Below are 12,955 nucleotides of genomic sequence, written 5' to 3'. Positions count from 1 at the left end.
ATTATGGATAAAAAAGTTAGAGTAAGATTTGCCCCAAGCCCAACCGGAGGACTGCATTTAGGTGGTGTTCGCACGGCTTTATTCAATTATTTGTTTGCCAGAAAAAACAACGGAACTTTTGTGCTGCGTGTGGAAGATACCGATCAGAACCGCTTTGTAGAAGGTGCAGAAGAATATATTGTAAACTGTTTAAACTGGTGTGGCATTACGCCAGATGAGAGCCCTTCCAAGCCGGGTAATTACGGGCCATATCGCCAGAGTGAACGTAAACCCAGTTACAGGAAGTTTGCAGAGCAGTTGATCAGCGATGGTTATGCTTATTATGCCTTTGATACCCCTGAGGAGCTGGATGCAAAGCGAAAGGAAATTCCGAATTTTCAGTATGGCCAGGCTACGAGGATGGAAATGCGGAACTCTTTAACATTGACCATAAGCGAAGTAGAAGATTTGCTGGCAGCGAAAATACCACATGTTATCCGCATTAAAGTGCCTGAAAATGAAATTGTGCATTTTAATGATTTAATTCGTGGAGATGTCAGCTTTGAAACGTCATTGGTTGATGATAAGGTTTTATTAAAAGCAGATGGCATGCCTACCTATCATTTAGCTGTAGTAGTTGATGATAAGGCCATGGAAATTACCCATGCTTTCCGGGGTGAAGAATGGTTGCCCTCAGCACCAACACATATTTTATTATGGAAATATCTGGGATGGGAAAGCGATATGCCACAATGGGCCCATTTACCTTTAATTCTGAAGCCTGACGGCCATGGTAAGTTAAGCAAGCGTGATGGCGACCGTTTAGGTTTCCCGGTGTATGCCATGAACTGGACAGATCCTAAAACCAATGACATCACCAAAGGCTTTAAAGAAATGGGTTTTCTTCCTGAAGCTTTCGTGAATATGCTGGCCTTATTGGGTTGGAATGACGGGACTGACCAGGAATTATTTTCATTAGGTGAACTGGAAGAAAAATTCTCTATAGATAGAATCAGTAAAGCAGGGGCAAAGTTTGATTTCGAAAAAGCAAAATGGTATAATCATGAGTGGATTAAAACACAAAGTGCTGAGCGTTTAGCACCAAGCGTAAAAGCTGAATTGCAAAAGGCTGGCATTGAAGTAAGTGATGCTGACTTTTTAAATACAATAATTGACCTGATCAAAGATCGTTGTACACTTTTGCCAGATTTCGTAGCGCAGAGCGGGTATTTTTTCGCCAGTCCGGGAGAATATGACGTGGCATCTGTTAAACCAAAATGGACGACAGAAAAGGCTGACTTTTTTAATGCTTTTTCTGAAAATTTATCTCTTAATGATGCGGTTTCAGCAGAAGAAGCTTTCAAGGCTTTGGCAACAGAAAAGGGATTTAAACCCGGCGAACTGATGTTGCCTTTCCGGATTATGCTGGTAGGCGGCAAATTTGGACCTGGTGTTTTTGATATTGCAATCTTATTGGGCGTACAAGAAACAAAAAACCGAATTGAAAGAGCCATTGAGGTTTTTAATGACTAATCTTTTTAAGTTTGATTAAAGAAAGGGCCATATCATTTATATGGCTCTTTTTGTATCTAATTTGTTAGCAAAAAATATTGCTTAAAAAATTTTCTACTTTAGCCTAACAATTGAGTGAATACAAGGTTATTCATTCAAATAAAAAATAAAATTATGCAGTGGTTTGGTAAAGGTAGCGGCGACGTTGAAGATAGAAGAAGTAGTGGTGGCGGTGGACGAACAATTTTAGGGGGTGGCGTTGGAATTATTGTTGTTGTTCTAGGGCTAATTTTTGGTAAGGACTTAACAGGACTAGTGAGTCAGGTGCCGGGAAATGCAGGAGGCGCACAAGTAGAAGGAAAGATGGGGGTTCCCGAGGACGAGCAAGGTCGCTTTGTTTCTAATATTTTGCAATCAACATATGAAGTGTGGGAGCAGGAATTCCAAAAAATGGGTCAAACGTATGAAAATCCGAAACTTGTATTATTCAGAGATGGTGTTCAAACAGCTTGTGGAAATGCAAGTGCAGATGTAGGGCCGTTTTACTGCCCGGGCGATCATAAAGTTTATATCGATTTATCATTTTATGATGATTTAAAAAACCGGTTTGGTGCCGCCGGTGATTTTGCTCAAGCCTATGTGATTGCACATGAAGTGGGTCATCACGTGCAGAACTTATTAGGGATTTCTGAAAAACTGGATCAGGCTCGTGGCCAAGTAAGTGAGAAAGAATATAACAGGTTATCTGTAAAATTGGAATTGCAGGCTGATTTTTTTGCCGGTCTCTGGGCGCATCACGCTCAAAACCTAAAGGATTTTAAACTGGAAGAGGGTGACATAGAAGAAGCCTTAACAGCAGCTAATGCTATTGGTGATGATAAGTTACAAAAACAAGCCAATGGTGATATACAACCTGATTCCTTTACACATGGTACCTCAGCACAGCGGGTTTTTTGGTTTAAAAAGGGTTTTGAAACTGGTGATATGAAACAAGGTGATACTTTCAATGCTAATAATTTGTAAATAAATAAAACATTTTTAAGCACCCGGTTGTTTGTATACATTTTAAAGATCTTTTGTATCTGAACCAAACGTAATTATCTTAAGCTTTTCATTTGTATAATATAAAATGATCCTTATAGTTGATGACAGGCCTGAAAACCTGATCTCCTTACAAAAAGTACTGCAGGCACATAATTTTGAGGTGGATACCGCATCATCAGGTGAAGACGCACTAAAAAAAGTTTTAAAAAACAACTATGTGCTGATTATTCTGGATGTTCAGATGCCGGATATGGATGGTTTTGAGGTTGCAGAGGCCATCTCCGGTTTTAGCAAAGCAAAGGATACGGCCATTATTTTTCTATCAGCAGTAAATACGGAGCTTAAGTTTATAACCAAGGGTTATTTAAGCGGCGGATTGGATTACATTACAAAACCTGTCGATATTAATGTCCTGTTGCTTAAAATCAAAACATTTTACCGCATCTATGAGCAGAGCAGGAAACTGAATGAAGTACAGGAAAAGCTTTTGGAAGAAATTGAATTTCGCAAACAGGCTGAGAATAAAAAAGACGAATTCATCAGTATTGCCAGCCATGAGCTTAAAACACCCTTAACCAGTGTTAAAGGCTATATTCAATTGCTTCAACGCAGCCTGAACAAGGATGATAAAACCATGGCACAAAATCATTTGCAAAAGGCAAGTGTTCAGCTGGAAAAACTAAATGAGCTTATTGTAGATCTGCTTGATATTTCGAAGATTGAAAGTGGAAAGATGAAGTTCAATATGCAGTACTTTTGTGCAGACAATATGGTGAATAATGCCATTGAAATGCTGCAGCAATCCAATCCGGGTTTTATCATCAACAAACTTGGTAAAACAAATGAAAACATTTACGGAGACGAAATGCGCCTGGAGCAGGTGGTCATTAATTTTATTACCAATGCCATTAAATATGCCCCCGGAACCAATCAGGTTAATGTTACTATCAATATTAAAGATGGCAAACTTTACCTGGCTGTTAAAGATTTCGGTATAGGTATTTCTAAAGAACAGCAGGCTAAAATTTTTGATAAATTTTACCGTGTAGAGGAACACAGTAACCGCTTTAATGGCCTGGGAATTGGATTGTATATCTGTTCTGAAATTATCAACAGGCATAGCGGTACCATTGGCGTTAACAGTGTGCCGGATGAAGGCTCTGAATTTTATTTTATTATCCCGACTACTGAACCGCTGAACTTACCATAATCTAAGATTTCTAAAATATATTAATGAAAACCACGCTGAAAAATAATCTACGTTTAGGCTTAGGCTTGTCGCTAATTATTCTTTTTATTAGTTCGCTCGCTTCTTTTGTCAGCATTCGTAACCTGATCAGAAGCACTGAACTGGTAAAACATAGCGATCAGGTTATCCTGAACCTCGAATCTGTAATATCTACATTGAAAGATGCTGAAACCGGGCAAAGAGGTTATCTGCTCACCGGGAATAAATTATTTCTGGAACCTTATACGGGCGCCAGAGATGTAGCGATGAAAGCCATAGACTCTATTGCTTTGGCTACAAGTGATAATCCGGCACAGCAGAAAACCATTCATGAACTGAAAGATATACTGGTGAGGCGCCTGAGCATTATTTCCTCCACTATTGAAATTAAATCACTAGGGGGTAAAATAGACCCCACCGTGCTTCTTCAGGGTAAAACCTATATGGATCAGGCACGTTCTGCCGTAAACAAAATGGTAAACGAGGAAAAAAGGTTACTGAATGAGCGTACTGAAGAATTAAATAAACTAACCTCCTACACACCCGTTCTCATCATGGTGGCCGCCATCCTGGCCATATTGATCACATTATTCTTTTACAGAAAAGTTTCGGTTGATTTTGATGAACGCGTTAAGCTTCAGCAGGAGATTGAAGACAAGAAAAGTGAAATGGAGAAACGCATTATTGCCATTAAGGAAATTGCGCATCAAATTTCAAGTGGCAACTACGGCGTTTTACTCGATACAAAATCACGTGATGATATCGGCGAGCTTTCAGGTTCTTTAAATGCGATGTCTTTATCGTTAAAGAAATCTTTTGATACGCTGGCAGAAAATGAATGGCTGCAAACCGGAGTTGCCAACCTGAATGTAAGAATGGTTGGTGAGAAAGATGTTTTTCACCTGGCAGATGACATTATCGAATTTTTAGTAACCTATACTAAAAGCCAGATAGGAGCAGTTTATTTGTTTAAAGATGATGGATACCTGCATTTAAAAGGTAAATATGCTTTAGAAGGACAAAATCTTTTGCCGGTTATTGAATTGGGACAAGGATTAATTGGTCAGGCTGTAAAATCTGGTAAAAACATTATTATTGATGATGTTCCTGATAATGAACTGACCATTACATATGCAACCGGAAACATCAAACCCGCACAACTGATTGTATTGCCAATTATCAGAAATGGAATATCTATAGGTGGCCTTGAGATTGGGGCGGTTAAACCGCTTTCAGATCTTCAGTTGCACTTTTTAAACCTCATCCTGTCTGATGTTGGATCCGCACTTTTAGGTGCACAGAACAGGCAAAAACTACAGCAATTCCTGGAAGAAACACAGGCCCAGTCTGAAGAACTTCAGGTGCAACATAACGAGCTGGAAGGGATGAATGCCGAACTTGAAGCGCAGGCGCAAAAACTACAGGCCTCAGAAGAGGAGTTACGCGTACAGCAGGAAGAATTATTACAAAGCAATCAGGAACTTGAAGAAAGAAGCAGTTTGTTAGAAGAGAAAAACGAGCTGATTGAGATCAGAAATGCTGAAATTCAGCAAAAGGCAGAGGCACTTGAATTGAGTACCCGGTATAAATCAGAATTCCTGGCCAACATGTCGCACGAGTTGCGTACGCCCTTAAATTCCATTTTGTTATTGTCAAGGTTAATGGCAGAAAATGAAGAGATGGATAAGGAACACCAGGAATATGCAGAAGTAATCCAGAGTTCCGGCCAGGGCTTGCTGAGTTTGATCGATGAAATTCTGGATCTTTCTAAAATTGAAGCGGGTAAAATGGAACTCGACCAATCCAATGTTAAAGTGAGCGATATTGCGGCTAACATGCGTGCATTGTTTAATCCTTTAGCGAAAGAAAAATCACTGGAGCTGGTGATTGATCATGCGGAAGATGTTCCTGAATATTTTCATACGGATAAAATGCGCCTGGAGCAGATTATCAAAAATTTACTCTCAAACGCCATTAAATTTACATCTAACGGTGCTGTCAAATTTAACATTACGAAGAATGAAAAATTAAATGCCCTCATTTTTGAAGTAGCCGATACTGGCGTAGGCATTCCAGCCGATAAGCAGGCCATGGTGTTTGAAGCTTTCCAACAAGCTGATGGATCTACGCGCCGCAAATTTGGCGGAACAGGTTTAGGCTTGTCTATCAGTAGAGAACTGGCCAAGCTTTTAGGTGGTTTCATTGATTTAAAAAGTAAGGAAAGCGAGGGCAGTGTTTTTACCCTAACCCTACCTATTGACAAAAACAAGGGTATGGAAGGTGCAGTTCCATTAATGAATGTGCCTAGTGTACCTTCAATAGATGTGCCTGTTGCAAAGGTAAATTATTTAACCGTGAATGCTATTCCGCAGGAAATAGAAGATGATCGCAACAGCATTGAACCTGGTGATAAAGTAATTTTAATTGTAGAAGATGATACGCCCTTTGCAAAAATGCTGCTGGATTTTACCCGGAAACGAAATTACAAAGGGCTGGTTGCCGTTCGCGGCGATGTGGGCATCGAGATGGCTAAGGCCTATAAACCAATAGCCATATTGCTGGATATCCAGTTGCCTGTAAAAGATGGCTGGCAGGTGATGGAAGAATTAAAATCTGACCCTGATACGCGCCCGATTCCTGTTCATATCATGTCATCCCTACAGGTAAAAAAAGAAAGTTTACTTAAAGGTGCGGTAGATTTTATCAATAAGCCTTTTGCGTTTGAGCATATGCAGGAAATCTTCTCTAAACTGGAGCATGCCTTAAGCCGTCACCCCAAAAAAGTGTTAATTGTTGAAGAGAATAAGCAGCATGCCAAAGCATTGAGTTATTTCTTAAGCAATTTCAATATCCAAACCGAGATTGTTAACGAAGTAGGTGACAGCGTTTCAGCCTTGCACAAGCCGGAGGTAAACTGTGTTATCCTGGATATGGGTATTCCGGATAAACATGCTTATGAAACACTTGAAGTAGTAAAGAAAACACCAGGACTGGAAAACCTTCCGATTATCATCTTTACTGGAAAAAATTTATCCAAAGGTGAAGAAAACCGGATTAAACAATATGCAGATTCAATCGTGGTGAAAACTGCTCATTCTTACCAGCGAATACTGGATGAAGCCGGCTTATTCCTTCATTTGATAGAAGAAAAAAATAAGGAAAAAACGAAACTGCCTCAAAAATTTTCTGAATTACAGGATGTATTAAAAGGGAAAACAGTTCTCGTGGCCGATGATGATGTTAGAAATATTTTCTCTCTGACAAAAATTTTAGAGCAGCATCAAATGAAAGTTTTGGCAGCCATAGATGGCAAGGAGGCACTGAAATTATTGGATGAAAATTCTGATATTGATGTGGTTTTAATGGATATGATGATGCCTGAGCTGGATGGTTATGAAACCACTACGGCCATCAGGCAGAACCTGAAATATAGAAATTTGCCTATTTTAGCCGTTACCGCAAAAGCCATGATGGGCGACCGGGAAAAATGTATTGCTGCCGGCGCTTCAGATTATATCAGCAAACCAGTGGATATGGATCAGTTGGTATCACTTTTACGCGTATGGTTATACGAAAATCATTATAAATCTTAAGTACGTTTTTACCTCATATGCCTCAAAAAATAATTCTGATTATTGATGATGACAACCGAAACATTTTTGCTTTAAAAGCTGTTTTAAAGGCCAAAGGTTACGAATGTTTGTCGGCAATCAGTGCGCGTGATGGTTTTTCCATCATAGAAGAAAGAGAAAATATTTCCGTTGTGTTAATGGATATGATGATGCCGGATATGGATGGCTATCAGGCCATGGCGGCAATGAAAAAATCGCCAAAAATGCAGAATATTCCGGTGTTGGCCGTTACGGCGCAAGCCATGGTTGGAGATAAGGAACGCTGCCTCAGTGCCGGTGCCGCGGGTTATGTTTCAAAGCCCATTAATGTTGACGAATTGGTTGTACAGATAGAAGAAGTTACAAAATAAGGTGATAATTGACGCGATAGATAATGAACAGGTAGAATTGCTGCTGAATGACGTGCTGGAAGCTCATGGTTATGATTTCCTGGAGTATTCTCATGCATCAATCAAAAGGAGGATTACCCGGTTATATTCGCTGGATAGCTTTGTCAGCTTTGCAGAATTCAGGTATGCTGTTAAAACAGATAAACAGTATTTTAAAAGATTTTTAGAGGAAATTACGGTGAATGTTACCGAAATGTTTCGTGATCCTACTTTCTATAAATCGCTTAGAAATGATGTATTACCGGTGTTAGGTACTTATCCCTTTATCCGGATTTGGGTAGCTGGCTGTTCAACCGGAGAAGAAGCTTATTCTTTAGCGATTTTATTAAGAGAACTTAATCTGCTTAATAAATCGCTGATTTATGCCACTGATATTAATCCATCGGTTTTAGAGAAGGCAAAAAATGGAATGTTTCCTTTAAATTACCTGAAGGGGTACTCTGAAAACTATGTTCAATCTGGCGGAATAAAAGATTTTTCATCTTACTACGCTGCAAATTATTCACTTGTTAAATTTGATGAGTCTTTAAGCAGCAAAATGATTTTTTCTACACATAATCTGGTTTCTGACCACTCGTTTAACGAGTTTCAGCTCATTTTATGCAGAAATGTATTAATCTATTTTGATAAAGATTTACAACACAAGGTTTTTCATTTGTTTGATAACAGTCTTGAAAAATTAGGTTTTCTGGCCTTAGGTAGTAAGGAAAGTCTTGATTTTTGGTCAAATGCAAAAGACTATAAGCGCATAAAAAACGAAAAAATATGGCGGAAACTTTAACTCAAGGCAAATGTAGCGCTTTGGTTATCGGAGGCTCTGCTGGGAGTTTGGATGTGCTGCTGGAAATTTTCCCCAGCCTAAGCGTGAACATTAACTTTCCGATTATTTTAGTTACCCATCGTAAGGCTGGTAATGATTCACTCCTCACAGAATTATTAAAAAACCGAACGAGCTTAACGGTAAGAGAAGCCGAAGAAAAGGAAAAATTATTACCTGGCTGTGTTTATATCGCACCCGCTGATTATCATTTGCTGATCGAGCAAGATCATACCATCTCATTAGATTATTCAGAAAAAGTAAACTATTCCCGTCCGTCAATCGATGTGACGTTTCAGTCTGCAGCAGAGGTTTTTAAAAATCAATTGACTTGTATCTTATTGTCAGGATCCAATGCAGACGGGGTTGAAGGACTAAAAGTAGTAAACAAGTATGGAGGCTTGGTGCTGATACAAAATCCTGAAACAGCGAGTATGGGCTATATGCCGCAGCAGGCTGTAAATGAAGTAAATCCACACTTAATTTTAGATAGCTTTAAAATGGCAGGCTATATAAATGGATTAATTCATAAATAGTAGTTAAATTTGCATCACGAAAAAGATTTATGGCTGATACAAAAAAAGTATTTGTTTTTGATGATAATAGGGATATACTAGATCTTTGTACATTCATTTTGGAGGATGCAGGATATGAAATCAAAACATCTGAAAGTGCTAATGACATAGAGAAACAAGTATCGGCTTTTATGCCAGATCTTATTTTTATGGATAACTGGTTACCAGATTTAGGTGGTATACAGGCAACAAGGGCAATTAAAAGCAATCCTGATTTAAAACATATTCCTGTAATTTATTTCTCTGCCAATAATGATATTTCTTCACTTGCGGATGAGGCCGGAGCAGATAGCTACTTGTCAAAACCCTTTGATATTGCAGCCCTGGAAGATATTGTTAAAAAGCATTTAAGCTAATTATTCCTTTCCCCAAATTCTGGTATTTAAATCAAGTTCTTTCACAATATCATACATAAAACGAATGGTGTTGATATCTGTATTAAGCGAAGCAGGATTGAGCAAGGATTTAAAAATGGGGGCTTCAAAGCAATTTCTATCCAAAGGGAAAGCGATATACATTCTTGATGCTATAAAGGATAAGGAAATCGTTGCTTCTGAATTGGCATTCAGGTACAATATTCGCTCCATTAAAGAAGGAGTTAAAATGTATCGGGATTCGACCTGATTACTTCCATAAGTAATAAAGGCACGACTATAATCAGGATTTTCCAACTGTATCACATCCCGATCGCTAAAAGAAAAAACATTTTTGGAAAACCAGGAGCTGATTGTATTGCCAAGGTCTTTAGGCCTCACGATAGTTATGCTGCTTAAGTGTTTATTAAAGTCAGCTACAAATATAATACCCTTAAAAATATTACTCCAGCTGGTTTCGGTTCCTTTATCAGTTTGCCTTTCTGTTTTATACTCTGCATGAACTTCTGCAAAGTAAAAACTTGTTTTATCTGCTTTTCCACTGACCAGATCTTCTGTTTTATACCGGTCAACGGATTTATTAAAAAGCTGCGAATAGCTGAATTCGTCAGATGAAATGCCTTCTTTTGGGTTTATGGTTAAACTTGGATCTAAAAATTTTAGTGCTTCACCAATGATATTTTGCTTATAAGCTTGCTGGTAAGCCTTCAGGGCATCATTAATCTGATATAAAATAATGCAGCCATATAGCACCGGAATCAGGCCTGCAAGCACGGCCCAGAAAAGCAATCCAAATAAAAGGCCAATAATGGCAACCCCAACCCCTATTCCAATAAAAGTAAGGCCTTTGGTTTGCTCGGCGGCAACCTTCTTTCGCTCAACTTCCATCGTGGCAATGGTGTTTTGCAAAGCCACATTATCATTTAAATAATTTTGCATTAACGATTAAAAAGTTCTTTGGCGCTGATGTTTTTTCGCTCCTCTTCAGTAGTGGTCAATACGGTAACCGGATAGAAGTTAAACAAGCCCGCAAATAAATTTCCAGGAAACATCATAATTGAATTGTTATAATCAGTAACAGCAGCATTATATGTCCTTCTGGCTGCGGCAATCTGTTCTTCACTTTCTGTCCATGTACTTTGAAGCTTAATAAAATTTGTATTCGCTTTTAAATCAGGATAATTTTCTACATTAACCATTAAGCCTTTCATGCTGCTGCTTAATTCAGCATCAATGGAGGCTTTTTCAGCACCGGAAATACTGCCAGAAGTGGCCTTTGATCTTAATTCAACAATCTTGCTTAAAGTATCCTGCTCGTAGGAAGTATATTGTTTTACTATTTCAACCAGATTTGGGATCAAATCGAAACGTTTTTTCAGCATCACATCAATTGCAGAAAAAGCATTAGTTACCTGGTTTTTCTTTCCAATAATGTTGTTGTAAAAGAAAAACCCAAAAAGTAAGAGCACCAAGAGAATAATTACAAGGATCATGATTATCGTTTTTAGATTAGATTTTAAATATAATAAAAGGTTACAGAATTTTAAGCTATCTACGCTCATTCAGCTTGCGCTGCTTTTCTCTTTGCATCCTGCGTTTTAGCCGGTTTCTTTTTCTGATTTCATGGTTTGCCCGCATTTCCTTAAAATTTGCAATGTGTTGCTTAATTTCATTTTGCTTTTCTTCTGTAATCCCAATACTGTTTTTAATGCCTGTATATAAACTTCGCCAGATCAGGCTGAAAAAGGACGAACTATCCGGTTTCTTATAACTTACATCAGATGAAATAAACTGATTATGCCGGTTTGGATTTTCTGAATTAATAATAAGTGCATTGGCAAGAATAGAAATCAGCCCACGGGTTACCAAATGGTCTTTAGCGGGATCATTGCGCATCAGTGCAACAGATAAATCATAATAATAAAAATCTACCTTTCCCTTTGCGCCCGTATTGTCTGCTTTAAAATCAAACTGTAACTTATCTACAATGCCCCTGTTTATTCTCACCAGGCCTAAAGGTTTTGTAATCTGATTCAATATTCGGGCATTAAAATTATGCAATATGCCCTTGTATTCGAAATATCCTTTAGGAGACTTCAGATCAAATTTAAAGTTCAAATCCAAACTTGCCTGTCCTAATAGATAGGTGTTCAGGCTAACCTCCATTTTGGGGTTGATCGCCTTAATTTTAGGTAAGTTGGTTACATTTTTAAATATACCAGAGGTGTGTTCAAAAGAAATTCTGCCGCGTTGCTTACTTTCATCATTATAAATGGTATAACTGATATTAACATCTTTAAGTTTAATTTTCTGGATTAACACAGGAGGAGCCAATTTCTGCAGGAGCTGATGTGGAAACCGGCCTTTTTTAATTTCGCCTTCTGCTTTTTTAGTGCTGCCATTATTAAAAACAGAAATAAAGCCATTAGCAATACCCATTTCCTTTGCCCGCAACTCCTGCTTACTAATATAAACAGGTAAATCAATGCCGTTCATTAATATGTCACTCATCTGGATGTGAAACCTTTCGGTGGCATGCCCTGCAACTTCAGCAAATTTCATTTCATCATAGCGTGGCTCCAGTTCAAATTTATTGACCCTTAGCTTTCCTGTAGATGCCCGGAAATCAAGCTTATTTAGCTTAATATTGTACAGTTTATTGGGCGTGGTATATTGATAATCATTCAGGTTAATGATGACGTCTTTCAGTAAATAAAATCTTGTTGGGTCATCAGCAGAAGTAGAATCAACCAGTAAATCTGATAGGGTGATGTTGAGGTCGTCTATGGCAAAAACATTTAATTGATTCACATTTTTATTGATGTATTTGAAGCTGGCATCCTGAAAGCGAATGGCATTGATGCGAAATTCTTCCAGGTTTTTAGCAATAAATGAATAGGGCGATTTAATTGGACGAGGGGGTCTGTTCTCATTAAAATCAAACTGTCTGTTCATCATCAATACCTCAGGTTTGTCAAAAATCACCTCTTCAATCTGAAGCTTTTTTTGTCGGTAAAGCGTAAACGGATGAAAGTGTTTTACCACCAGTTTTTTTAAAGTTACGGTGTAAAGATTATTAGGTGCCCTTTTTAAACGGATTAACTCTTTAAACCGAATGGTATCAGCAGTGATTTTAACATTTTGTAACGTTGCACTTCCTGTTAATATATTGGTAGAAACATTGGAGAAGCTGATGGTATATAAGCTATCTGTTGATTTATAGAGAAGTGTTTTTATCTGCGCTGTCAGTAAGGGGCGAGATTTAACATTCAAAAACCAGGCAGTGGCAGATAAAAGACCAAAAGCGATAATTATTGTCGCTGCAATCCATTTTATAATTTTATATCGATGTCTCTTTGTTTCTGGCATTTAACGAATGGACTGGATTCAACAGCAATATACGTT

The 12,955-nt window shown here is 38.2% G+C and carries 11 protein-coding genes; 8 read left to right on the top strand and 3 right to left on the bottom strand.

Annotated features, from left to right (window positions below):
* The first annotated feature begins 3 nt into the window (after positions 1-3).
* The 8 genes from gltX to CBW18_RS03775 all read left to right on the top strand — a co-directional run bounded on the left by gltX (position 4) and on the right by CBW18_RS03775 (position 9,532).
* Positions 4-1,512 carry a glutamate--tRNA ligase gene (gene gltX / locus CBW18_RS03810; RefSeq protein WP_088299883.1) on the top strand — a complete coding sequence of 503 codons (1,509 nt, stop codon included), beginning with the start codon at positions 4-6 and terminating at the stop codon, positions 1,510-1,512.
* Positions 1,513-1,665: 153 nt separating this feature from the next.
* Entirely contained in the window at positions 1,666-2,514 is an 849-nt protein-coding gene (locus CBW18_RS03805; protein ID WP_088299967.1) for a neutral zinc metallopeptidase, read from the top strand.
* Positions 2,515-2,620: 106 nt separating this feature from the next.
* Positions 2,621-3,745: a cell wall metabolism sensor histidine kinase WalK gene (locus CBW18_RS03800; protein ID WP_088299882.1), complete on the top strand. Its 1,125-nt coding sequence runs from the start codon at positions 2,621-2,623 to the stop codon at positions 3,743-3,745.
* A 23-nt stretch (positions 3,746-3,768) separates the two neighbouring features.
* Positions 3,769-7,356 (top strand): response regulator, encoded by a 3,588-nt coding sequence (locus CBW18_RS03795; RefSeq protein ID WP_088299881.1) that lies wholly within the window; start codon positions 3,769-3,771, stop codon positions 7,354-7,356.
* A gap of 17 nt (positions 7,357-7,373) precedes the next feature.
* Positions 7,374-7,745: a response regulator gene (locus tag CBW18_RS03790; protein WP_088299880.1), complete on the top strand. Its 372-nt coding sequence runs from the start codon at positions 7,374-7,376 to the stop codon at positions 7,743-7,745.
* Position 7,746: 1 nt separating this feature from the next.
* Entirely contained in the window at positions 7,747-8,565 is an 819-nt protein-coding gene (locus CBW18_RS03785) for a protein-glutamate O-methyltransferase CheR (RefSeq protein WP_088299879.1), read from the top strand.
* On the top strand, positions 8,550-9,137 hold the full coding sequence (locus tag CBW18_RS03780; protein WP_088299878.1) for a chemotaxis protein CheB: 588 nt from the start codon (positions 8,550-8,552) through the stop codon (positions 9,135-9,137). The genes CBW18_RS03785 and CBW18_RS03780 overlap by 16 nt, the downstream gene beginning before the upstream one ends.
* A gap of 29 nt (positions 9,138-9,166) precedes the next feature.
* The gene (locus CBW18_RS03775) at positions 9,167-9,532 is read left to right on the top strand and encodes a response regulator (protein WP_088299877.1); all 366 of its coding nucleotides are present in this window, start codon (positions 9,167-9,169) and stop codon (positions 9,530-9,532) included.
* Here CBW18_RS03775 and CBW18_RS03770 read toward each other — a convergent pair whose 3' ends face one another.
* The 3 genes from CBW18_RS03770 to CBW18_RS03760 are packed head-to-tail and all read right to left on the bottom strand — an operon-like array spanning position 9,533 to position 12,919.
* Positions 9,533-10,489 (bottom strand): DUF3137 domain-containing protein, encoded by a 957-nt coding sequence (locus CBW18_RS03770; RefSeq protein ID WP_088299876.1) that lies wholly within the window; start codon positions 10,487-10,489, stop codon positions 9,533-9,535.
* On the bottom strand, positions 10,489-11,043 hold the full coding sequence (locus tag CBW18_RS03765) for a LemA family protein (protein ID WP_088299875.1): 555 nt from the start codon (positions 11,041-11,043) through the stop codon (positions 10,489-10,491). The genes CBW18_RS03770 and CBW18_RS03765 overlap by 1 nt, the downstream gene beginning before the upstream one ends.
* 55 nt (positions 11,044-11,098) lie before the next feature.
* On the bottom strand, positions 11,099-12,919 hold the full coding sequence (locus CBW18_RS03760; protein ID WP_088299874.1) for a hypothetical protein: 1,821 nt from the start codon (positions 12,917-12,919) through the stop codon (positions 11,099-11,101).
* Positions 12,920-12,955 lie beyond the last annotated feature (36 nt).

Origin of the sequence: Pedobacter sp. AJM (genome assembly GCF_002197755.1) — a bacterium.
Classification (GTDB): domain Bacteria; phylum Bacteroidota; class Bacteroidia; order Sphingobacteriales; family Sphingobacteriaceae; genus Pedobacter.
The sequence above is the reverse complement of the archived record's forward strand: the minus strand, read 5'-3'. Positions and strand labels throughout refer to the sequence as shown.